Source organism: Bowmanella denitrificans (genome assembly GCF_002887595.1).
Lineage (GTDB): Bacteria > Pseudomonadota > Gammaproteobacteria > Enterobacterales > Alteromonadaceae > Bowmanella > Bowmanella denitrificans.
On record NZ_PEBU01000002.1, the window covers coordinates 72,260 to 94,814 of the forward strand.

The following is a 22,555-nucleotide window of genomic DNA, read 5'->3' on the forward strand; positions in this document are numbered from 1 at the left end:
TAACAATATGTTAATAATGAAAGGTGTCAGCAAGATTTTTCGTACCGATCTGGTGGAAACCCATGCCTTGCGCAATGTTGATCTGCACATCAAAGCCGGTGAGTTTGTCTCTATTACCGGTCCCTCTGGCTCAGGTAAAACCACGTTTTTAAATCTGGCGGGCTTGCTGGAGAGCTTTGAAGAAGGGGACTATTTTCTGGACGGCGAGAACGTCAGGGGGCTGTCTGACAATGCCTTATCGGATTTACGCAACCAGAAGATAGGTTTTATTTTTCAGAGCTTCAACCTCTTGCCTGACTTACCGCTATTCGACAATGTGGATGTTCCCCTGCGTTATCGGGGCCTGAGTGCCAAAGATCGCAAGCAACGCATCGAGGAAGCGCTGGAGCTGGTGGGCTTGGGTTCCCGTATGAAGCATTTGCCTACCCAACTGTCTGGCGGCCAACAGCAACGCGTGGCAATTGCCCGGGCCATAGCGGGTAAGCCGCGTTTTTTACTGGCCGACGAGCCCACCGGCAATCTGGACTCGCAAATGGCCCGTCAGGTGATGGAATTGTTGGAGCAGATTAACCAGCAAGGTACCACCATCGTGATGGTGACGCACGACGATGAACTGGCCCGCCGTGCCGGGCGCAATATTCAAATCTTCGATGGTCAGGTCAGTGATGTTGACCAGAATCCCAGCGATGCGCTGGTTAAACGCGCCTAGGAGCCCTGCATGTTTGCCTATAACTTTTCCCTGGCGTTAAGAAGCCTGAAAGAACGCCCTGCCTTGACCTTGCTGATGTTATTGGCCATGTCAGTGGGGCTTGGCCTGTTTGTGACCTTCTATACCTTTGCCAAGAATGGCTCAGATATTCCCCATGGCGATAAGGCCAGTACTTTATACCTGGTGCAGATGGATAATCGTGAACTCAGTGCTGATAAAATCGACCGGGCAATAGACATGCCCGATACCACGTACCGAGATGCGGTGAATCTGTATAACCTGGATATGCCCGCTATACATCAGACCTATGTGATGCGCACCTGGGCGACGTTGAGTTTTGCAGACAATGAAGTGCGCCCGATGCAGACCCGCGGTGCGGCGACCACGGCTGACTTCTTTACCATGTTTGAGCCGCCATTTTTGTACGGCAGTGGCTGGCAACTGGCCGCGGATAGCGGCGACAGCCAGGTGGTACTGGGTAAAACCATGAATGACAAATTGTTCGGTGGTATTAACAGTGTTGGCAAACGCCTGTTACTGAATAATAAGCCGGTGACGGTGGTGGGGGTGCTGGATACCTGGCATCTAAGCTGGCGACTGTATGACCGCGGCTATTATCAGGGCTATCCCCACGATTTTTTTGTGCCGGTACAGTATGCATTGAACCACAATCTTACCCGCGATACCCGCTTTGATTGCTGGGAGGCAGACCAGCCGCAAAGCTCGCGCTTCACCAACCAGGATCTGGACATTCTGCGGGCATCGGAATGTGGCTGGCTGGCATTCTGGGCAGAGTTACCTGAAGCTGACCCGGCTCAGTACCAGGAAAAGCTGCATTCCTATATTAATGAACAGAAAGCCTATGGCCGTTTTCCACGTGAGCTTCAAACTTATGTGCTGAACATTGTTGAGCAGATGGATTTTCTCAACGCTAACTACGGTGAACAAAGCTCGGTGATAATGGCGCTGCTGTTTTATACCGTTTGTTTACTCAATGCCATTGGCATTCTGCTCGCCAAGTTTATACGTCGCAGTAAAGAAGTCAGTGTACGCCGCGCGCTGGGTGCCAGAAAAAGCGCCATTATCCTTCAGCATACCCTGGAAGTGATGATGCTCGGCCTGGTTAGTGCGGTTTTCGGGTTATTGATTGCAGTATTGGGCTTAAAGGCCATGGTGCAGATTCGCCTGTGGGCATCAGACTACAATGCTCGCTTGGAAGATGTTATGCCGTATTTCCAACTTGACTGGGGCCTGGCCCTTCAAGCCTTTGCCATCAGCGTACTGTGTGCCTTGCTGATCAGTATCTACCCCATCTGGCGTTTGTGCAGTCAGCCGGTGGCTGGTTATTTGAAATCACAGTAAGGACAAATGGCAATGGACAAGGCATTTTCTGACTGGCAGCGAGATTTGTGCATGATAACACTCGGCCTATTCATCTTGCTGACGGTGATTGAATGGTGCTGGCAAAGCAATCTGATCGTTCAACTGAATCTTGCCGTGCTGGACTCCTTGTCCCTTGCTGCGACCCCCATTAAGGAGCTGGCTGTTTGGCTGCTCCCATTATTAGGAGCCTGATAATGGAAATCCGACCTATATTGCTCAGTCTGAAACAGAACAAATTTATGACGATTGTAACGGTGCTGCAGGTATCACTGACCATGGCGGTGTTATCCAGTGCCATATTAACCACATTGGTTACTTTAAGAGCCTGGAATATGCCCTCAGGTATTCACCATAACAATATTATCCGTATCAACGCCGAGTTTTACGACGATACTCAGGATCTGGGCGCCGCCATGCAACGGGACTTACAGCGGATTAAGGCATTACCTGGTGTGCAGGATGTTGCCCGTACTTACGCCGTGCCTTTTACTGCTGAGGACGTTGTAGAGCTTTATCAAACTAATGAGGAAAATGCACAGCCTATGCAGACAGCAGTGTTTGAAGCAGAAACCAGTTTGTTGGATGTGTTGCAGCTTAAGTTGTTGGATGGTCGTCGGTTATCCTCCGCCGATGAGGTCATTGACGGCACAGGAGCAAGCCAGGGGGCTGCGTCTGTAATGGTCAGCGAAGCGTTGGCCAAGGCATTGTTTAACGAGCAAAGCGCGGTTGGTAAAACCCTGTGGCTAAGCAAGGGCGGCGACCCTGTGCAAGTGGTGGGGGTCTACTCCAATGTGATGACCGGTGAAAGACTCAATGGACGCGGCATGTCCTACCATAGCCTGATTCGGCCACAGCTGCTGTGGAGTCAGGAAAACGAACCTGAGTACCTGATTCGTGTGGAAGAGGGTCGCGGGGCGGCAATGATCGAAGAACTTGTCAGCCTGTTTTATCAGGAGCAGGGACGCTATGTGGGCGCCAGTGAACTGTTGACCCGGGTACAAAAAAGAATGTATGACGGGCGCGGCAGTCGGGCTTTGATCAATCTGGTCATTAGTGCGGTTTTGATGCTGATTACTGCGGTGGGGATTGCCGGACTGACATCTTTTCAGGTTAATCAGCGACGTAAACAAATCGGCACCCGCCGGGCTCTTGGCGCACGCAAATCTGATATTATCCGCTACTTTCTGACCGAAAATACCCTGATCACCTGGTTTGGCTGCCTGCTGGGCGCGCTGGTAACCTTGTTCTTGATATTCGATTTGTCTAAACGTGATGAAGAGAATTATCTGAATATGGGGGCTATCGGCTTGATAATACTGAGTATGTGGGTAATCAATGCCATCGCCACCTGGCTACCGGCCCGAAAAGCGGCAAAGATATCGCCCGCCATTGTGACCCGGGGAAATTGAGTGGCAGAGGTAAAGATAGAGAAACGCACTGGGTGTTTCTTTATCTTTAAATGACACCAAGGCGGGAATAGCAAGGACGTGGAAGGACGGTGTATTGTTCTGCCCCCTGTTCTTATTCGAAGTAGCTCTGCCAAGACGGGGCCTGGAACGACCATGACAACAGCAAAAATACTGATTATTGACGACAACCCGGATATCGCCCAGGCGCTGAAGGTGTTGTTCACTATTAATGGTATGGCCACGGAGCAGGCCTTAACCCCGGAACTGGGACTGCAAAAACTGGCTGACGGCGATATTGACCTGGTTATTCAGGATATGAATTTCAGTGCCGACACCACATCCGGGCAGGAAGGCGTTGCGCTTTTCCACCGTATTCGCGACATGCATCCTGACTTGCCTATTATTCTAATTACCGCCTGGACCGCGCTTGAAACCGCAATAGAACTGGTTAAAGCCGGTGCTGCAGACTACCTGGGCAAACCCTGGGACGATGATAAGTTAATGGTTACGGTGCGTAATTTGCTGAAACTTGGCGCGCTGCAACGGGCACAAAACGAGCAACGTGGCCATGTGCAGGCGAAAAAACGCCAACTGGAAAGCGAGTTCAACCTTTGTGGTCTTAAGTATCAAAGCCAGTCCATGTATGACTTGCTACGTATTACCACCCAAATTGCCCATGCTGAGGTATCCGTTCTGATCACCGGTCCCAATGGCGCAGGAAAAGAGAAAATTGCTGAAATAGTGCAGGCCAACTCCAGTTGCAGCCAAGGGCCATTTGTCAAAGTCAATGTCGGCGCTTTACCCAAGGACTTAGTTGAAGCTGAGCTGTTTGGCGCTGAAGCGGGCGCTTATACCGGTATCAGTAAAAGGCGCACGGGGCGCTTCGAGCTGGCCGATGGTGGGACATTGTTTTTAGATGAGATAGGCAATTTGTCGCTGGACGGACAGGCCAAGCTCCTCAGAGTACTGGAAACCGGCGAGTTTGAGCGTATCGGCGGCAGCGACACTATCAGGGTTAAAGTCCGTATTATCAGTGCCACCAATACCGACCTGAAAGCGGCCATTGCTGCAGGCAGCTTTCGCGAAGATTTGTACTACCGATTAAACGTGATTGAGCTGGCATTACCCCCCTTAAACCAGCGCCGTGCCGATATTCTGCCTTTGGCCAGGCATTTTCTGGGGGACAAGCTGCAATTGGCAGCCTGTGCTGCACAGGTACTTAGTCAGTATGATTGGCCGGGCAATATCCGCCAGTTAAAAAATGTCATGCAAAGAGCATCGCTATTGTGTCAGGACAACCTGGTAAAAGTCGCCGATTTGGGTTTACCGGTGGAGGTGGTAAAAGCGGCGGTCACATCTGGAGGCAGCGAAACACCGCAACCCGAACCCAGTGCTGAGGATATCAGTCAGGCCATTGAAGAGGCGGGGGGCGTGATGGCTGATGCGGCCAGAAGTTTGGGCATTAGCCGCAGTGCGCTGTATCGCAGGATGAAGAAGTTTGAACTGGATAACTGAAAAGTCGCTGTACCGGCGCCTGCTGCTGGGCTTGCTACCTTATTTGGCTGGGCTGGTATGGTTGTTGGTCTGGCAGTTAAAGGCCGACCATGCCGCATGGCAATGGGTATTAAGTGGCGTTGCTGCACTGGCGTTGTTGGCGGTGTGGTTAAGGTGGTTGCTATTGCCTTTTAGTCGCAGTGCGCTTGCCATTAAGCATGGCATACTGGCGCTCAAAGACGCCGATTTCAGTATCAGTATTCATAACCAGCGTTACCTTGAAATGAGCGAACTGGTGGATGCCTATAACCAACTCACCAAGGTGTTACGCGCCGAGCGAATGACCTTGAATCAAAGGGAGTTGTTACTGGACAAGGTGATTCAGCATGCGCCACTGGCCATGGTGCTGACCGATCAGCAATATGTGGTGTTTTCCAATACCGCCAGTCGCGAGCTGTTCAGGCTGAACAGCAAACTGGAGGGTATGCGTTTTGCGGATTTGGTCGACAATCTACCTGCAGCATTAGCCACAGCGTCATTGGAGCGCCAGGCCGGGCTGGTTAGCTACGTCGAGGATGACCTGGCGCAAGTCTATCAATTGCACTGCCAGCCTTTTCACCTGCACGGCAAGGCCCATCATCTGTATCTTTATCAGAACTTAAGCCGGGAAATGTCGCGCAAGGAAAACGAAATGTGGAAGCGACTGATCCGCCTGATCAGTCACGAGCTGAATAATTCCCTGGCACCGATACAGTCCCTGACGAAATCTGCCCGTACCATCTTACAGCAGCCCGAGCATCTGACTATGCTTGAGGACATTCTGGATACGATTGGTAGACGCAGTGCCCATTTGCATCAGTTTATTGAGCGTTACAGCAATTATGCACGCCTGCCGCCACCGAGCCGACGTGAGGTGGTGATAACGGATTTTTACCAGCATTTGCTGACTCTGCTGGGTATTCAAGGCGAACTTGAATGCATCAGTCAACACGGTTGGTTTGACCCGGCGCAGATTGAGCAGGTGATGTTAAATCTGGTGAAAAACGCGCGGGAATCCGGTTCTGATGTGAAAGAGCTGGGATTTGAGCTGCGACAGCATGGTCAGCAAATCAGTTTCTCGGTATATGACCGGGGGCCGGGTATGACAGCATCTCAGCTTAGTCAGGCACTTCTGCCTTTTTACACCACTAAATCCAGTGGCAGCGGTATCGGCTTAACCTTATGTAACGAAATTATCAGTGCACACCAGGGCAAATTGCGTTTATATAACCGCGATCATGGTGGCTTATGTGTTTCTTTTACTTTGCCGGTTCGCGCTCATTCAGTAGCAGATTGAGAGATTAGAGATGTAATGGGTAGGATTTCACCTGCTTATTCGGCCTCCCTATTTGTTTAGCATAAGGAAGTATCAATGTATTTAGGTTCGGTCAGCCGGGATGATTACCCGCAGCTTATTCAGATTTGGGAAGCATCGGTGCGAGCTACCCACGATTTTCTTAGTGACGCCGATATCCTCAAGTTAAAACCCCTGATTCTGGAGCAGTATTTTGATGCGGTTGCCTTAACCGCGGCACGTAATGAGGGCGGTGAGCTGCTGGGCTTTAGCGGTGTCGCCGAAGGCAATCTGGAAATGCTGTTTATTGCCCCTGAGCAGCGCGGATTGGGCGTAGGCACAGCGCTTTGTCGTCATGCCATTGACCAGCAGGGCGTGAGTAAAGTGGATGTCAACGAACAAAACCCACAGGCGTTAGGGTTCTACCTGCATATGGGCTTTGTGCAGATTGGTCGCTCGGAGCTGGACGGGCAGGGCGCGCCCTTTCCTTTACTGCATCTGGCATTGGCTTAACCCCCTTATCCAATTAATGAGGAAGCTCAAGTGACAACTCTGGTGGTCATTGCTCATCCGCTAAATAATAGCCTGTGTGCCTATTTGGCAGCACACACTATCCAGCATCTTGAAGGCCAGGGCCATCAGATAGAGGTCAGGGACCTGTATCAGGATAATTTTGCCCCGGCGCTGACATCCTGTGAGCGGCAAAGTTACTATCAATCGTCGTTTAACAGCGCCGCACTTGAGGCGGATATTGCTCAGCTTAAGCGTGCTGAAACCCTGATTTTGGTGTTTCCTACCTGGTGGTTCGGTTTTCCTGCCATTCTGAAAGGCTGGTTTGACCGGGTGTGGGCACCGGGACATGCTTATGAGCATGCATCTGATCTTGGCGCTATTCAGCCTCGACTAGAAAACCTCAAAGAAATGAAGGTAATAACCACATTAGGCTCCCCCTGGTGGGTGGACCGCCTGGTAATGTTCAGGCCGGTGAGACGCATTTTGAAAACGGCATTACTTGGGGCTTGCACGATGAAATGTCGCTTTACCATGTTGTCTTTTTACCAAAGTGAAAAAGCCGATCAAAAGCGGGTAGAAGCCTTTTTAAAGAAAATTCGCCAGCGCTTTTAAGGTTGTTTGATGAAAAGAAAGGTCACAGAAATGTGACCTTTCTAGCGAGTTAGTAGCCCTTTTTGTTGTGGCGGATAACCGGCATCAGCCTTTTAATCATCTTGCCAAACTGCTTGTCTTTGGCGCGCAGCTCCTGCAATGACGCGCTGTTACGGCTGAGTTCGGCCTGCAGCTTGTGATAGTTGCTCAGACGGCGTGCCTCTATATCACCGTTATCCAATGCCTGTTGCACCGCACAGCCCGGTTCCCCCTTGTGTTGACAGTCAGAGAAGCGGCATTGTTCGGCTAAGGCATCAATATCGGCAAAGGTGCGGCGTATACCATCTTCACCATCACTGAGTTGCAACTCACGCATTCCGGGCGTGTCAATCAGCACGGCCCCAGATGGCAGAAAGTGCATGGAGCGGGCAGTGGTGGTATGTCGGCCTTTGCTGTCATCCTCTCGAATGGCGGCGGTTTTCTGTTCATTCCCGGCACTTAATGTGTTGACCAGGGTGGATTTACCCACACCGGATGAACCCATTACCGCCAGGGTATTGCCAGACTTACACCAGAGCAAAAGCGATGCGCAACTTTCACTATCCAGGGCGTTAACGGATTCCACCACTAACAATGGGTCTAACTGTTGTACCAAAGCGCGTTTTTCATCGGCGTCGCTGCACAGATCCTGTTTGGTCAGTATCACCACAGGATCTACCCTGGCTTCATGAGCAAGGGTCAGATAGCGCTCAATCCGACTCAGTTTAAAATCCTGGTTCAGCGAGCAGACTATCAGCAGAGTGTCGACATTGGCGCTGATTAACTGCTCAGCTAACTGGCTACCAGCAGCTTTACGCTTAAATACCGACTTACGTTCCAGCAAGCGCACAAATTGCCCGTCATTATCCACCAGCAGCCAATCACCAATAGTCATAGCGGGCAGGGAAGGGGTAAGGGGCAAATGATACAAGCCATGCTCATTTCTTAGCACATATTCATTACGGTGGTGGGCGACCACGCGGCTTATCTGATGATGTTCAAATTCTTGCAGGCTAAGTTGTTGTTGAAAAAATGCCTGCCAGCCCAGTTGTGATAGCGATAAATTCATATGCTTTCCTAATGCGCACAGCAATAAGCTCTGCACACACAGATAAATACATAGGAACCAAGTGACGCCGGTTTGTAATAAACCCGCTCTATTGAAAGTCAGTGGTCCCGGTCATAGAACACCGGGCAAAGGCTGAAAGGGCCGAGAAAAGCGACAGAATTGACGTTACTCAGCAACCTTTGCCGGGTGGGTAATCGCTACAATCATCAAACTCTCCTCAATCTAACTGTTATTTTACGGCGTTCAGCATAACAACAATAAGCGTCGTTGGCGACAGGCTTTTAACCCTTCACTTTGTCGCGACCGATAAGGTAGTGGTTCGCACCCAACCAACCCAGCCAAAGTGCAGTGGTGATACCTGCGGCGGCCAAGATGGCAGGTTTGGGATTATCCAGGCTGCTAAGGGCGCCGGCATATGCGCCAATAACGGCATAGGGCACAGCACTGCATAGCCAAAGCAGCAAAAACTTGCCGAAATGCATTTTGCTGATCCCGGCCAGGCAGGCGGATACTTCCGGCAGGATTGGCATGGCGCGAGCAAGCAGGATAACGATGGCACCATGGCGGACAAAGGTATCTGTGGCTTCCTTACGTTTGGCAGCGTCCTTAAGCAGCAACTTAAGCAGTTTGTCACCGAATCGGTAGCTGATGGCGTACCCCCCGATGCCTGCCAGCGATAACCCCAGAATAGCCGACAGTGCACCAAACAGCGGGCCCAGAAAATAACCGCTTAGCAGAGTTATGGTCAAAGTGGGGATGGCAATAAATAAATCTGCAAACAGCAACGTTACTACCATGGCTACCACGTGAAGCGGGTTGGCATATTGAGCGGCATCCAGCCATAAGCGAATTTGCTCAATGGTCAGCAAACCAGTGGATTTAATCAGCACAAAAGTACAGGCAAACACCAGTACCAAGCACAGTACAAGGGGGAATAAGGCTTTCATTTTTGGGTCCTGCTTTCAGGGGTAAATAAGGGGAATATCGATAACGTCCTGGTTGGCAGATAAGGTCAGCCTGGCGTCCTTAAACGAGGGTGCCCCGCTAAGACGGACACGCGCACCATTGGAAAAGCCAAGCCCTTCGGCCGGCCAGATACCAGTCCAGTTCTTGGTGACTTTGTTGTTCATGTCTTCGTCGTGCAGCACCTTGACAGCAAACTCTCTGGTGTTGACCGCAAACTCAAACGCCAAGCTGCTGACGTCACTGGTTACTGGTCGGGTCTGAATGCTGAGAGCCTTAGCATGATCTTTGGGAAAGCCATCGTTGGCGAACAGCATCACTATAATTTGCCCCTGACGGGCTGTTTCAATCTGACGGACTTGCACCGTCAGTGCTTTTGCCATAACTGGGGTAAAAATCAGTGCCATCATCAGTCCTATAGTATTTGGGTGAATTGTTTTAAATTTCATATTGTTAATGCCCTTTCATGATTTTTTTTGCCAATTGTGGCCACAGGTTGTGCAACAAACGCAGCAACCTGACCTTGCCAATGTCGTTTACTGTTTTATCCCGTTCTATGCCTCGGATAATGGCTTGTGCGGCTTGTTTTACCGACAGCTTGGCCTTGCCACGCCCTTCGGTCATGGGGGTGTCTACCAGTGGCAGAAAGGCCTGCAGAACGCGGACAGGAGTATGTTCAAGCTGATAATTCAAGCTTTGAGAAAAGCTATTTAAGGCCGCCTTGGTCGCACAATACACCGCAGACTGGGTTTTAGGTGCCAGTGCCAGGCCGGAGTTAACATTGATAATACGCCCCGGTGAATTAGCCTGTAAAAGTGCCGGAAGCAGTAAGTAACATAAAGCGCACACAGCGGTGAAATTCAGCGTGATTTCCTGCTTGATTGACGCATACAGAAAATTTTTATCCAAAAAGCAGGGCTCGAACTGCATAGCTGCATTATTAATTAAGGCATCTATCTGTGGATGCTCACCGACTATGGTTTGGCACAGCCCTGGCAAGATGGCCGGTTCACTTAGATCCGCCGCATAAGTCTGCAGCCCGGGAAAATCGCGTTCCAACATATCCAGCCTGGGGCCAGCCCGGGCGATAACGAGAATTTGATTATGCGGCGCCAACTGGCGCACCAGTTCATAGCCAACGCCAGAGGTGCCGCCGGTTATCAATAGGGTTTTGTTGTGTAGAATCATAATACATTCGAAATGGTGACTTGAATGCATTAGAGACGTATTTGAACCGGCGCACCTCTGGGTTAAACAGGGTGCCGTCGATGCTAGCTATAGCTTTGCAACCAGATATTGATACTCCGGATACTGATAAACACCATCACCAGGGTTAAGGCAAAGGCCAGCATCATCAGCAAGCTGTAAAACCCACGAACTATGTGGGCTTTACATCGCTTGAAAAACCCGTCTTTGCTATTCGCACGCGCGGGTAAACGGGTAAAGGCACTGATAAACCAGTAGAGAGTGCCGGACCAGAACAGAGTCATCAGGCTGGGCAGGATATATTTATCTTCCGCTGCTGAGCCCGCCAGCAGCAAAACATAAGTGAAAACCGCCAGTGCCGTCAGACCCGTAAGCAGCAATAGGGGCCGTAGCCAACGAAGTTTTCTGGCGGTAGATTGCAGATTATTCAGCACTACATTTCCTTTCACTAAAACCTGATACAACAGTTGAACGATAAATCCAGTAAATCAGTATGATTGTCATATGATGTCATACTAATGTCGTCACCCATGTTGTTCTATGCTGTTAACTTGTGCCTAGACCGATAATTTTAAGGATAAAACAATGAAGATCGATAAGGTATTGCTGAAATCGAGCAGAGAGACAAGAAACTGGACTCAGCAGGTAGTTGCGCAAATGTGCAATGTCAGCTTGAGGACCATTCAGCGTGCTGAGAGCACCGGTGACGTATCAATGGATACTCTGGATGCATTGAGCGCCGTGTTTGAAATACCCAGTCAGCAATTGCTCTGTTCTGCAAAAGTGCTTGAAAAAGGCAGGATAACAGATGCCCAGATTAGTACAGCATTAAAGGTGTTGTTACTGGCCCAATTGTCGATGTTTGCTACTGTGTTCTGGGTGGCAGACCAGTTGACTCCCCTTCAACTTCAGGTTTCCACGGCAGTTATCAGTCTGTCGTTTGTGTTTTCATTTGTACTGATAGGCACAGTGGCTTACAGAAAAGGCATGGTATCCTGAGCGCTTCTAGCCGTGACGCTGAGTTAATAAAGAAGTGCTGAGATATCAGATATTCTCTTTGTGAACTCAGCGGCTCTGCGCGAGGTATTTTTCGTGTCGCTGTGGTAAGTACAGGATGATTTAAACCCGAGGTTCGTCCATGCCGGCCTGAAAATTCAATACTCTGGCCAGCACAAACAACCAGTCAGACAGGCGGTTTAAGTAGCGTAGACAGACCCCTGGCACCTCGCGTTGCTGATTCAGCTCCACCATGCGTCGTTCTGCGCGTCGCGCGATGGTACGGCAAATGTGTGCCTGGGCAGCGCTATGGCAGCCGCCGGGCAAAATAAAACTGGTCTGTGGTGGGATGTCGCTTTGCCACAAGTCAATCTGCTGCTCCAGTTGCTGCACATTGTCATCGGTCAGTTTGCTGGATGCAGACAGGGCAAAGCCGATCTGAAACAGTTGCTGTTGTATCTGCTGTACCGCTTGTAACTGGGCAATTTCCTTCAGTTCACAAGCTAGCATACCTAAATGGGCGTTAAGCTCATCCAGGGTGCCATAACACTCCAGTACTATGTCCTGTTTACCCAGACGTTCAGGCTTGTCCACATAAATTTGCGTGGTGCCTTGGTCGCCCCCTTTTGTGTAGATTTTCATGATGCTGGCTCTTCCTTGGGTGGCGCAGGTTTGTGGTATCTGCGTACTTCCACCACCATGCCAAACAAGGGGTGGTCAAAATAATGGATCTGCTTGCTGATAATGCGCCTTAGCTGATCAAACTTCAGCCCGTAGAGTTGGTATTGAGGCGCTGAATCATCTGGCTGTATATCTTGCCCACCATTTAGCGCCAGGGTTAATGGCTCGGTGCCCATCAATCCTGGACGACCTTCCTGGCGATAGACCATATCGGCATCGATATGCAAATACGGAATACGGTTGATATATTGCAGATAGAGCGTAAACAGTCCGTCAAGCTCCCAAAGCGCATCGGTGCGCTGTCCTGGTTGAATAACAACCTCGGCTTGATTGTCCAGTACCAGGGGTTCGGCCAGGGCTTGTTCCACTTGTGCCATTAAATCCAGCGGGGTAGCCAGGGTGTCGCTGTCTTGCTGTGCCAGTAGCGGCTTTTCCTCGGGCAGTGGGTAGCCATTGATATCGTAGCTCTTCGCAAAGTTGCGTCCGGCAAACAGGCGATAAGGTCTGGCTTTGCTGCGGCCAAACTGAACGTTCTGGCGCCAGGCCAGGTGCATTAGTGGTTCAATGCCACGCTGGCGATAAAGATCCCGGGCGAGCTGCCGTAATTCAAGCATGTCAGGGGGCAGCAAATACGGACTGTCACTGTAAGGCTTTTCCCGGCCCTGTGGCAGAATCGGCATTTGCGCAACAAATGGCTCGGCTTTCGGGTGACTGACGACTAAGTCTTGCAGCCAGGCCTGTTCGAAACTGTATTGACAGCCACTGCGTAGCAGCGGATATAAATCAATAAAGTCTTCAGCCCGCCAGGGTGATGGTTGCGCTGTGTTCAGGGCGCCGACGATCTGTGCCTGCAGTTCGGTGCCGGTTTGAGGCAAAAACGCCTGTTCTTCACTTTGCAACTGATCAGATAGGCTATCGAGTAATTGCTGTACTTCACTCAGCAATGTGCTGTCAGTAACAACAACATTGTCCTGTGGCTGTGTTTGTGACGGTGAGCATAGCGCTAAAGCGGCACGCAAGCTGCTGATGTCCGGTTGCAGCAGCGGGCTTAGCAAATCCACGGCCCTGGCACTACCAGGGGTTTTTACCGGTTGTGGAAAGCGTTCGTCCAGCGCTTCCAGTGCCTGCCCCTGTTTATATAACAGTACTTCAACCTCGAACCACCAATCCGTGCTTTGTGCCTGACAAGTGTGGCTTAACAGCGCGAATGTCAGACCGAGCAGTGGAGCACTTCTTTTTAGCATAGTCAGGCCGCCTGCAATCGTTGTTTGAATTCATCCAGCATGGTCGCAATGAGTTTAACACGCTCCTGATGTGCGTCGGTCTTAATCGCAAATTTAAGTTTTTGCGGTCCGTCCAGACGATAAATCGCAGGTTGTGACTGGATAAGCTTGATAATAAAGCCCGGATCAATGCGGGTATCCTGGGCGAATTCGACAAAGCCACCTGCCGCGCTGGCTTCAATTTTACTGATGCCGATGGTGCGGGCATTAAGCTTCATCTGTGTGACTTTCAACAGGTTTTTCGCCGCTTCCGGTAACAAGCCAAAGCGGTCAATCAATTCCACCTGAACATCATCCAGATCATCATCGGATTTACAGTTGGCGATTTTCTTATACAACGACAGCCTGGTATTCACGTCATTGATATAATCTTCCGGCAGCAGGGCAGGAATACGCAGCTCAATTTCGGTGTGTTGTGACAAGGCTTCATCCAGCGACGGCTCCTTGCCGTTTTTCAAGGCTTCCACCGCTTGTTCCAACATCTCCATATACAGGGAGAAACCTACCGTAGCAATTTGCCCGGACTGATCCTCTCCCAGCAGCTCACCGGCCCCGCGAATCTCCAGATCATGGGTAGCCAGGGCAAAGCCGGCACCCAAATCTTCCAGTGAGGCAATGGCTTCAAGACGCTTTTGTGCATCTTTGGTCATCCTTTTGGGATGAGGAGTTAACAGATAAGCATAGGCCTGATGATGTGAGCGGCCGACCCGGCCCCGCAATTGGTGCAACTGTGCCAGTCCCAGATGATCGGCCCTGTCCATAATAATGGTATTGGCCGAGGGGACGTCGATACCGGTTTCGATAATAGTGGTACAGACCAGCACGTTAAAACGCTGGTGGTAGAAGTCTGACATGACCCGTTCCAATTCCCGCTCGCGCATCTGGCCATGGCCTACGGCCACCCGGGCTTCCGGAACAATCTCGGCAATCTCTGCTGCGGTTTGCTCAATGCTGTCCACTTCATTATGCAGAAAATACACCTGTCCACCACGCAGGATCTCCCGCATGATTGCTTCGCGAATCAGCTGCTTGTCGCGTTGGCGTACAAAGGTTTTAATCGCCAGTCGCTTGGCTGGTGCCGTGGCAATAATCGACAAATCACGCATGCCGGACAGGGCCATATTCAGGGTGCGCGGAATCGGTGTGGCGGTCAGGGTCAGAATATCCACATCGGCGCGCAGGGCTTTGAATTTTTCTTTCTGACGCACGCCAAAGCGGTGCTCTTCGTCAATGATGACCAAGCCCAGATCGGCAAATTTGACGTCGTCCTGCAGCAGTTTATGGGTGCCGACCACGATATCCACTTTACCGTCGGATAAATCCTGCAGGATCTGTTTTTGCGCTTTGCCACTGGAAAAGCGTGACATCACTTCAATACGAAACGGCCAATTGGCAAAACGGTCACGGAAGTTTTCAAAATGTTGTTGGGCAAGCAGGGTGGTGGGCACTAATATCGCTACCTGCTTGCCGGCATTGGCGGCCAAAAAGGCGGCACGCATCGCCACTTCGGTTTTACCAAAGCCGACATCGCCACACACCAGACGATCCATGGCATTAGGGCTACCCATATCCTGGATCACTGCCGCAATAGCTTGTTCCTGATCCGCGGTTTCCTCGAAGGGGAAACTGTCGGCAAAGCTTTGGTATTCATTCCAGTCAATGGGGATGGCAAAGCCTGGTTTGGCAGCGCGGCGGGCATACACATCCAGAAGCTGTGCGGCTACATCCCGCACCTTTTCTGCGGCCTTTTTCCGCGCTCTGGCCCAGGCATCAGTACCCAGATGATGCAGGGGGGCATGGTCAAGATCGCCACCGCTATAGCGGCTGATTAAATGCAGCGCGGATACCGGTACATACAGCTTGGCACCATTGGCATACTCAATGGTCAGGTATTCGGTGGTGATCCCCCCTGCATCCAGAGTCTGCAGGCCCAGATAGCGCCCCACACCATGCTCAAGATGCACCACTGGCTGTCCGATTGACAATTCGGCCAGATTGCGGATAACGGCGGCTTCGTCAGTGGCCTGTCGCTTATCGCGCAGACGGCGCTGACTAATTTTATGCCCCAATAACTCGGTTTCGGTAATCAGCACCAGGCGAGCATCGGCTTCGCTTAAGGCAAAGCTGTGCTCGGCAATATTCAGGGTGATCCCCAGCCACTCATGGCTGGCCAGGAAATCTTCCAGGCGGTCAAAAACCTTGGGCTTGCAGGCAATCTTTTTCAGCAGGTCCAGCAGACTTTCACGACGGCCCTGGGATTCCACACAAAACAGCACCTTAGTGCCACTTTGCTGCCAGTTATCAAGCTGCTGACTGAGGTTTAGCAGGGGGGTTTTGCTTTGTGGCTTAACCGCGATATCGGTCAGCGGTGCGGTGGCAAAGTTCACTCTGCCGGATTTTTCTTCCAGCGCCTGGTGCTGCACACTGATACGCGGCCAGTCCTTGAAACGGCCGAACAGTTCTTCCACCTTCAGGTAAATCTCGGCCGGTGCCAGCAACGGCCTGAGCGGATCATAGCGGTGCTGCTCAAAGCGCTCCATCAGATCTGCCCAGTAAAATTCGGCGGCGTTGACTAAGTCTCCCTGCATCAGTACCAGACTGTCTGGGTGCAGATAGTCAAATAAGGTCTCGGTGTGGCTGAAAAACAGCGGCAGATAATACTCTACACCGGCCGGCATAATGCCCTTGCTGACCTGATGATAAACCGACTCTTTGGCATTGCTGGCGTCGAAACGGTCAAGAAACTGCTGGCGGAATAAATCGATGCCGGGCTTATCGGTAGGGAACTCCCGGGCTGGCAACAGGCGAATCTCTGTGACCTTGTCACCGGAGCGCTGGCTGTCGGTATCAAATAAACGGATGCTGTCTATTTCGTCGTCGAATAAGTCGATGCGATAAGGTTCACGGCTACCCATGGGGTAGAGGTCGATAATGCTGCCACGAATGGAAAATTCGCCGTGACTCAGCACTTGATTGACCGCCGTATAGCCAGCCCTTTCCAGCCCCTGTCTGAAACTATCCAATTCCAGTTTCTGCCCTTGCTTCAGAATCAGCAGATATCTGGCCAGATAATCTCTTGGTGCCATGCGCTGCAGCAGGGTATTCACCGGCACCACATAAATACAGGGCTGTGGTTGGGTCAGATGAAAGAGGGTTTCCAGACGCTGGGAAATAATATCCTGGTGCGGTGAGAAGGTATCGTAAGGCAATGTTTCCCAGTCGGGAAACACTTTTACTTCGATATCACCGGTAAAGCCTTCTATTTCCCGCGACAGTTTCAGTGCAGAAGGCGTGTCGGCGGTGACCAGCAACACAGATGCCTTGCGACTGGATGCAAGATTGGCAATGGCCAGGGCTAAACTGCTGCCGTGCAGATTACCCCATTGAAGATGGTCCCCTGGTTTTTTGGGCAGGGGCGGCGCAAAAATACTGATGCTCATGCTGATTGAGACGGCCTATCCTAAGTCTGTTGTCTGCACTGGGCGCAGGCCCTTATTCTTCGCTGCGCTTTTGTGCGCGTTTACGCAACTGCTGGGTTTGCAGGTGCAGGCTGGCCCTGACCAGGAGTTCCTGATCTTCTTCACGCAGCCGATTGAAAAACAGGGAGATATGGTACTGATCGCCAACGTTCTCGCAAGCGATAACTTCACCGAAACAGAAAACGGCGGCGGCCTCTTCTTCCAGAAACAGTCGCAGCTCACAGCGTACTTCAAGTTCCATCGGCTCATTACTGCAAAGTATCAGGCCGCCGCCGCCAAAAGCGTGGCTGACAAATTGTTCGTCCTGGGTCATCTGTTCATGCAGGATATAGGACATCATTAAGTCAATCTTGCGAGACTGATGATTCAAAAAAGCCACCAAGTCAGCCGCATGCTCACTTAAATTTCTAAGTGGGCGCAGCGCCGCCACTTCCAGTGCTGACATTTCGCTGGCGATTCGAAAAGCGTAAGGCATATGCTCTGTCAACTGGTGAGTATCAGGTAGCTCAAATGCTGGCTCCAGCGGCCGCATATTGACTTTGATCGCATGCTTGATACGGAAAAATTCATCGAACTGCTGGCGCTTTTGTTCGAGGCTCAGTAACTCCATCCTTACTCCTGTTGCCTGCGGCCTTAACTGGCGCGGCCCTTGATTGTGCCTTAGCTTACACCTATTATCGGCCAACGATAAGCAAGCGACAGTGACAACCGCTCACTGACACAATCCCAGAGCGGCACAATGTCTTGTGTGTAGCCTGGCCTTCGTAGCAGGGAACAAATCACAACTCATGTTTTACCCCATTTCTGCCTTTATCGGGTTGCGCTATGCCAGAGCCAGTAAAGGCAATCCCTTTATTGCCTTTATCAACGCGTTTTCAGTAGCGGGTATTGCCCTGGGCCTGACCGCGCTGATCACCGTTTCGTCTGTGATGAACGGCTTTGAAGGGGAACTGAAAAAGCGCATTCTTGGCATCAACCCACATATGTTGGTGCACACCACGGCTGCCGATAAGGTTGAACAACTTAACCTGCTTCCCCATGTTGTGGCGAGCAGCGCCATGATTGAAACCCAGGGATTGCTGCAATCCCCCAGAACCTTGCATGGTGTGATGATTCAGGGCATTGATCCGCAAACCATGCCGGATAATGCCATTATTGCCAGTCATATGATGCTGGGGGAGCTTGGCGAACTAAAAAGCGGCGAGTATGGCCTGGTGCTGGGCCGTCCGCTGGCGTCTCTACTGGGCCTTGGGCTGGGTGACAAGGTGCGTTTGTTAAGTGCCGAAGCCAGTGTCTATACGCCGCTTGGACAGGTGCCCAGTCAGCGCCAGTTTGTGATAACTGGGGTGTTTGACGTCGGCTCTGAACTGGATGACAAGGTGGTCTTGATTCATCTGGATGATGCCGCCAGGCTGCTGCGTGGTAAAACCGAAGAACTGGCCGCCACTCGCCTGTTTCTGGATGATGCCTTTAGCTGGCAAAGTGTAAAGGGGCAGGTGGATGAATTGGGGCTGACGTCCAGCAACTGGCGTGAGCGGCAAGGTCCACTGTTTGACGCGGTGAATATGGAAAAAAATATGATGGCCCTGATGTTGGTGCTGATCATCGCGGTCGCGGCCTTTAATATTGTGTCTGCCATGGTCATGGTGGTCAGCGAGAAACGCGGTGACATAGCCATTCTGCGTACTCAGGGACTGTCAGGTGCTTCATTGATCAGGGTGTTTATGATTAACGGCCTGTATAACGGGCTGAAAGGGACCTTGCTTGGTTTACTGGGTGGATTGCTGCTCAGCAATCAGTTAAATCCGCTGCTGGGGTTATTGGGCATTCATTTAATTGCCACCCCCGATGGGGAAGGTTTACCGGTAGAGATCCAAAGTCATCAGGTCGCTCTGATGTTGTTTTTGTCATTACTGCTCAGTTTACTGGCCACCCTTTACCCGGCCATGCGTGCAGCCAGGGTACAACCGGCCCAGGCCTTGCGCGATGAATAAGCAAAAAGGAAGTGAAAGATGTCGTTGTTACGCTGTCAGCATCTGACCAAAGAATATGATGAAGGGCCAAAACCGGTCAGGGTGTTGGAAGACGTCAGCTTTGACGTAGGGGTGGCCGAGCAATTGGCAATTGTTGGCAGCTCCGGGTCTGGCAAAAGTACCTTATTGCATTTATTGGGGGCGCTGGATAGCCCTACATCGGGCAAGGTGTGGTTTGAAGATCAGGACATTTTTTCCTTCAGCCAGGCGCGTCAGGCCACATTTCGTAATCAAAGTCTGGGCTTTGTTTATCAGTTCCATCATCTGTTACCTGAATTCTCAGCGCTGGAAAACGTGGCCATGCCACTGCTGATTGGCGGCACGCCTAAGCATGAAATTCGGTCCCAGGCGATGGCGATGCTCGACCGGGTCGGTCTGGCAGAGCGTGCCGAGCACAAGCCTGCACAGCTGTCCGGCGGCGAGCGTCAACGGGTTGCGATTGCCAGGGCTCTGGTGAATCAGCCCAAACTGGTGCTGGCGGATGAGCCGACCGGTAATCTGGACAACAAGACCGCAGAATCCATTTATTTGCTGCTACGTGAACTGACCCGGGATTTGCGCACCAGCTTTGTGGTGGTAACGCATGATCTGCATCTGGCTGAACGGTTGGACAGAACGGTAAGCCTGCACCATGGTCGGTTGGAGTCGCTGATATGAGCGCAAACTGGCGCTTAAGCTGTCAATTAGCCTGGCGCTTTCGTCGCAGTCGCGGGCAAAGTGGTTATACCTCGTTTATCTCTGCATCCTCAACAGTTGGTATCGCTCTGGGGTGTTTTGTCATGATCCTGCTGTTGTCGGTGATGAATGGCTTTGAGCGGGAATTGAAAGACAGATTACTGGCGGTATTGCCCCACGGCGAGTTGATTGCTGTATCGCCGGAGGGTATCCAAGACTGGCGTACCCAGGTTGCGCAACTTAGCGCCGACAGCCGGGTTCAATATGTGGCACCTATTACCAAAATGGCGGCGATGGTGCGAAATGCCGGCAAAATGAGCGCTGTTGAGGTAACCGGTATTTCCCCTGATTTTGCCAGGGCGTCGCGTATCAGCCTGATGACAGATTCCCAGCATTGGCAGCGTTTTGCCGACAATCCAAACAGTATATTGCTGGGCAAGGGCATTATGCGCAAGCTCGGTGTCGATGTGGGGCAGAAAGTACAGCTTCTGATGCCACAGCAAGGGGATGTCAGCAGTTTTAAACCACCAAAATCGGTATGGTTTGACGTGGCGGGCGCGGCCGGTATAGGCGGGGAATTGGTGGATAATCATCTGGCGCTGGTGCATCTGGACAAGGCATCTGACATCCTCGGTGTGGCCTCTGGGGCTCAGGGGCTGGAGTTTGGTTTCTCCGATCCTTACCGCGCCCCCTATTTGATGCGTGAACTGGGTATGGCCTTTGAGCAGTATGTGTATATTTCTGACTGGACCCGTACACACGGCCATCTGTACCAGGACATACAGCTTGTCAGGGCCGTGGTGTATCTGGCCCTGACCCTGCTGATCGCGGTGGCCTGCTTTAATATAGTGTCGACGCTGGTGATGGCGGTGAACGAAAAGCGCCGGGAAATTGCCATGCTGAAAACCATGGGGGCCAGAGATAACCTGATTGTACGTGCATTTATGCTGCAAGGACTCTTCAACGGCTTAATTGGCACAGCATTTGGGGTGATATTGGGGGCGTTAGTGGCCTGGAAGTTATCTGCGCTGGCCAAAGGCTGGGAAACCCTGACCGGCATAACCCTGTTGTCAGGCGATATTTACTTTATTGATTTTCTGCCCTCTCAGTTGAATCCTGTTGAAGTGCTGTTAACCGCGGCCATTGCATTGGGGTTAAGCGTTCTGGCCACCCTGTATCCGGCCTTTAAAGCGGCCCGCATTGAACCGGCTAAAGTGCTGGGGCATTAGGGGCTGAACTTGAACAAAATCTGTACTTGAAAGATAAACAGCCCCTAGCGCCTGTTGCCCGATTATTCACGGCCCGATCATCGGGATCTCTCATACGACGGTCATCCCGAATCGTCGGATTCCCTACTCAGATAAGCAATGATCTAAGTGAATCAGCGTGGCGTAACTGATTCACTGGCTGGCATTTCAGCCAATGCCCACCACCTTGGTTGTGCATTTTAGTTTGAAATACATACAGTTTTGGCGCGCTTCTTGCCTTATTTTTGCTCACGATACACATATGGGCTGGATATTACAGGTGGGTCAACTCGCTGTCGGGGCCGAAAGTATGCTTAAATGGAGTCATAAGGCGGCCAATATTTGGATGTTACTGGTTGCCGTCAGTTGTTACCTGATTCAGGGTGTGATTATTAACTTATTGTTTCCTTGGGTAATTTCACCACTGCTCGTGGTATTTTTGTGGTTGAAGTATTTGCGTGCCCATGGACATCCCGGTGCTGGGGCGGCCGCGCATGGATTTTTATTCGGTGCCAGTCTGACCCTGCTGTACATTCATATCGATTGGTATCTGTCTGGGGCTGTAAACCGTTCCGCAAGCCACTTGATGTCTGATGTGTTTGTGCTGGCACCCTTGCAAGCCTTTTCTGTCGGCGCTTTGGTAGCATTACTGGCCTACTTTACCAGCCGGATCCGCCATTGGTGAGCGGATATCGGCTGTAAAGATCAGTGACAGTCTTTAAGTGCTTTCAATACCTTGGAATGAAATTCCCGGTGGTACATGATCATCAGGGTGATGACCGAGGCGAGCATAAACAGTCTGGCGTCAATAAACCAGGGCAGGGTGGATAAGGAGAAATAAATGGCTCGCAAGCCGTAATTAAAGGAGTGCGCGGCCTGATCGATAACCTTGGCGGTGCGATTGGCATACAGGTTTAATTCCTCTTCACTCATTTTATTGCCGTTTGGCGCAGCACCTATCAAAACCCCGCCAAAGCCGTACTGGCGCAATGCCCAGGTAAACTGGAAAAAGGCGAAAATGAAAATTCCCATTAATAACAAAAGTTTAATCTGAATTTGCTGGTTAGATTGCACCGTTGCCATACTCAACTGATGGATCATGGCATTCAACTCTTCCACCGAAGCCGTAGCCGTTAGCAAACCGGCCAGGATCAGCAGCGAGCTGGAAGCGAAGAAGGTGATATTGCGTTCCAAGGTCGAGATAATGGACACATCTGCGACCCGGTTATCGCGAATAAGCATTTCCGTCATCCAGCGGGTGCGTTTGGCGCGCATTTCGCTGGCAAGACAAGAGGTGTGTCTGGCCTTGCGTTTGGCAAACAGGGTATAGCCAACCCAGATGCTCAAAAACCATAACAGGGCAAGGGTATCAATAAGGGTCATAGGGATTTACTGCTCACTTTGCGGGAATCTGTTACACTGCGCGGCCCCTGCAGACAGGCCCTTGTACTC

The 22,555-nt window shown here is 51.3% G+C and carries 23 protein-coding genes; 13 read left to right on the top strand and 10 right to left on the bottom strand.

The genetic code is table 11. The features are described from left to right. Positions 1–7: 7 nt before the first annotated feature. The 8 genes from CSR04_RS03860 to CSR04_RS03895 all read left to right on the top strand — a co-directional run bounded on the left by CSR04_RS03860 (position 8) and on the right by CSR04_RS03895 (position 7,453). Positions 8–709 (top strand): ABC transporter ATP-binding protein, encoded by a 702-nt coding sequence (locus CSR04_RS03860; protein ID WP_102794942.1) that lies wholly within the window; start codon positions 8–10, stop codon positions 707–709. 9 nt (positions 710–718) lie between these two features. Beyond that, the gene (locus CSR04_RS03865; RefSeq protein ID WP_102794943.1) at positions 719–2,071 is read left to right on the top strand and encodes an ABC transporter permease; all 1,353 of its coding nucleotides are present in this window, start codon (positions 719–721) and stop codon (positions 2,069–2,071) included. A 12-nt stretch (positions 2,072–2,083) separates the two neighbouring features. After that, positions 2,084–2,284, top strand: a complete 201-nt coding sequence (locus CSR04_RS03870) for a hypothetical protein (RefSeq protein ID WP_102794944.1) — start codon at positions 2,084–2,086, stop codon at positions 2,282–2,284. 2 nt (positions 2,285–2,286) lie between these two features. Beyond that, positions 2,287–3,501, top strand: coding sequence for an ABC transporter permease (locus tag CSR04_RS03875; RefSeq protein ID WP_102794945.1), 1,215 nt, complete (start codon positions 2,287–2,289; stop codon positions 3,499–3,501). Between the two features lie 153 nt (positions 3,502–3,654). Beyond that, positions 3,655–5,016 carry a sigma-54-dependent transcriptional regulator gene (locus CSR04_RS03880; protein WP_102794946.1) on the top strand — a complete coding sequence of 454 codons (1,362 nt, stop codon included), beginning with the start codon at positions 3,655–3,657 and terminating at the stop codon, positions 5,014–5,016. Next, positions 5,000–6,331, top strand: a complete 1,332-nt coding sequence (locus tag CSR04_RS03885) for a sensor histidine kinase (protein ID WP_102794947.1) — start codon at positions 5,000–5,002, stop codon at positions 6,329–6,331. The genes CSR04_RS03880 and CSR04_RS03885 overlap by 17 nt, the downstream gene beginning before the upstream one ends. Before the next feature lie 75 nt (positions 6,332–6,406). Continuing rightward, positions 6,407–6,841: a GNAT family N-acetyltransferase gene (locus CSR04_RS03890; protein ID WP_102794948.1), complete on the top strand. Its 435-nt coding sequence runs from the start codon at positions 6,407–6,409 to the stop codon at positions 6,839–6,841. 30 nt (positions 6,842–6,871) lie between these two features. Beyond that, complete coding sequence (locus CSR04_RS03895) at positions 6,872–7,453, top strand: NAD(P)H-dependent oxidoreductase (RefSeq protein ID WP_102794949.1); 582 nt, start codon at positions 6,872–6,874, stop codon at positions 7,451–7,453. Between the two features lie 49 nt (positions 7,454–7,502). Here CSR04_RS03895 and rsgA read toward each other — a convergent pair whose 3' ends face one another. From rsgA to CSR04_RS03920, 5 genes are all read right to left on the bottom strand, one after another. Then, positions 7,503–8,540: a ribosome small subunit-dependent GTPase A gene (gene rsgA / locus CSR04_RS03900; RefSeq protein WP_102794950.1), complete on the bottom strand. Its 1,038-nt coding sequence runs from the start codon at positions 8,538–8,540 to the stop codon at positions 7,503–7,505. A 281-nt stretch (positions 8,541–8,821) separates the two neighbouring features. Beyond that, positions 8,822–9,487 (bottom strand): TVP38/TMEM64 family protein, encoded by a 666-nt coding sequence (locus CSR04_RS03905; RefSeq protein WP_102794951.1) that lies wholly within the window; start codon positions 9,485–9,487, stop codon positions 8,822–8,824. A 15-nt stretch (positions 9,488–9,502) separates the two neighbouring features. Continuing rightward, positions 9,503–9,952, bottom strand: a complete 450-nt coding sequence (locus CSR04_RS03910) for a DUF2141 domain-containing protein (RefSeq protein WP_245921346.1) — start codon at positions 9,950–9,952, stop codon at positions 9,503–9,505. A 4-nt stretch (positions 9,953–9,956) separates the two neighbouring features. After that, positions 9,957–10,691: an SDR family oxidoreductase gene (locus tag CSR04_RS03915; protein ID WP_102794953.1), complete on the bottom strand. Its 735-nt coding sequence runs from the start codon at positions 10,689–10,691 to the stop codon at positions 9,957–9,959. An 83-nt stretch (positions 10,692–10,774) separates the two neighbouring features. After that, the gene (locus CSR04_RS03920) at positions 10,775–11,143 is read right to left on the bottom strand and encodes a hypothetical protein (RefSeq protein WP_102794954.1); all 369 of its coding nucleotides are present in this window, start codon (positions 11,141–11,143) and stop codon (positions 10,775–10,777) included. A 151-nt stretch (positions 11,144–11,294) separates the two neighbouring features. Between CSR04_RS03920 and CSR04_RS03925 the strand changes: the two genes are divergently transcribed. After that, a complete protein-coding gene (locus CSR04_RS03925; protein WP_102794955.1) occupies positions 11,295–11,708 on the top strand; it encodes a helix-turn-helix domain-containing protein in 414 nt (137 codons plus the stop codon). Between the two features lie 120 nt (positions 11,709–11,828). Here CSR04_RS03925 and CSR04_RS03930 read toward each other — a convergent pair whose 3' ends face one another. Genes CSR04_RS03930 through CSR04_RS03945 form a run of 4 tightly spaced genes read right to left on the bottom strand, consistent with a single transcriptional unit; the run spans position 11,829 to position 17,758 of the window. Further along, positions 11,829–12,347: a cob(I)yrinic acid a,c-diamide adenosyltransferase gene (locus tag CSR04_RS03930; RefSeq protein ID WP_102794956.1), complete on the bottom strand. Its 519-nt coding sequence runs from the start codon at positions 12,345–12,347 to the stop codon at positions 11,829–11,831. Further along, on the bottom strand, positions 12,344–13,630 hold the full coding sequence (locus CSR04_RS03935) for a CsiV family protein (protein WP_102794957.1): 1,287 nt from the start codon (positions 13,628–13,630) through the stop codon (positions 12,344–12,346). Before CSR04_RS03935 ends, CSR04_RS03930 begins: the two co-directional genes overlap by 4 nt. A 2-nt stretch (positions 13,631–13,632) precedes the next feature. After that, on the bottom strand, positions 13,633–17,109 hold the full coding sequence (gene mfd, locus CSR04_RS03940; protein WP_102794958.1) for a transcription-repair coupling factor: 3,477 nt from the start codon (positions 17,107–17,109) through the stop codon (positions 13,633–13,635). A gap of 52 nt (positions 17,110–17,161) precedes the next feature. Further along, a complete protein-coding gene (locus CSR04_RS03945) occupies positions 17,162–17,758 on the bottom strand; it encodes a PilZ domain-containing protein (protein ID WP_102794959.1) in 597 nt (198 codons plus the stop codon). A 178-nt stretch (positions 17,759–17,936) separates the two neighbouring features. Between CSR04_RS03945 and CSR04_RS03950 the strand changes: the two genes are divergently transcribed. From CSR04_RS03950 to CSR04_RS03965, 4 genes are all read left to right on the top strand, one after another. Beyond that, positions 17,937–19,142 carry a lipoprotein-releasing ABC transporter permease subunit gene (locus CSR04_RS03950; protein ID WP_102794960.1) on the top strand — a complete coding sequence of 402 codons (1,206 nt, stop codon included), beginning with the start codon at positions 17,937–17,939 and terminating at the stop codon, positions 19,140–19,142. A gap of 18 nt (positions 19,143–19,160) precedes the next feature. Beyond that, positions 19,161–19,838: a lipoprotein-releasing ABC transporter ATP-binding protein LolD gene (gene lolD, locus CSR04_RS03955; protein WP_102794961.1), complete on the top strand. Its 678-nt coding sequence runs from the start codon at positions 19,161–19,163 to the stop codon at positions 19,836–19,838. Further along, positions 19,835–21,085 carry a lipoprotein-releasing ABC transporter permease subunit gene (locus CSR04_RS03960; protein ID WP_102794962.1) on the top strand — a complete coding sequence of 417 codons (1,251 nt, stop codon included), beginning with the start codon at positions 19,835–19,837 and terminating at the stop codon, positions 21,083–21,085. The genes lolD and CSR04_RS03960 overlap by 4 nt, the downstream gene beginning before the upstream one ends. Before the next feature lie 298 nt (positions 21,086–21,383). After that, positions 21,384–21,788, top strand: coding sequence for a hypothetical protein (locus tag CSR04_RS03965; RefSeq protein ID WP_172449226.1), 405 nt, complete (start codon positions 21,384–21,386; stop codon positions 21,786–21,788). Between the two features lie 20 nt (positions 21,789–21,808). Here CSR04_RS03965 and CSR04_RS03970 read toward each other — a convergent pair whose 3' ends face one another. Next, positions 21,809–22,486 carry a DUF599 domain-containing protein gene (locus CSR04_RS03970; RefSeq protein WP_102794964.1) on the bottom strand — a complete coding sequence of 226 codons (678 nt, stop codon included), beginning with the start codon at positions 22,484–22,486 and terminating at the stop codon, positions 21,809–21,811. Positions 22,487–22,555: the final 69 nt, after the last annotated feature.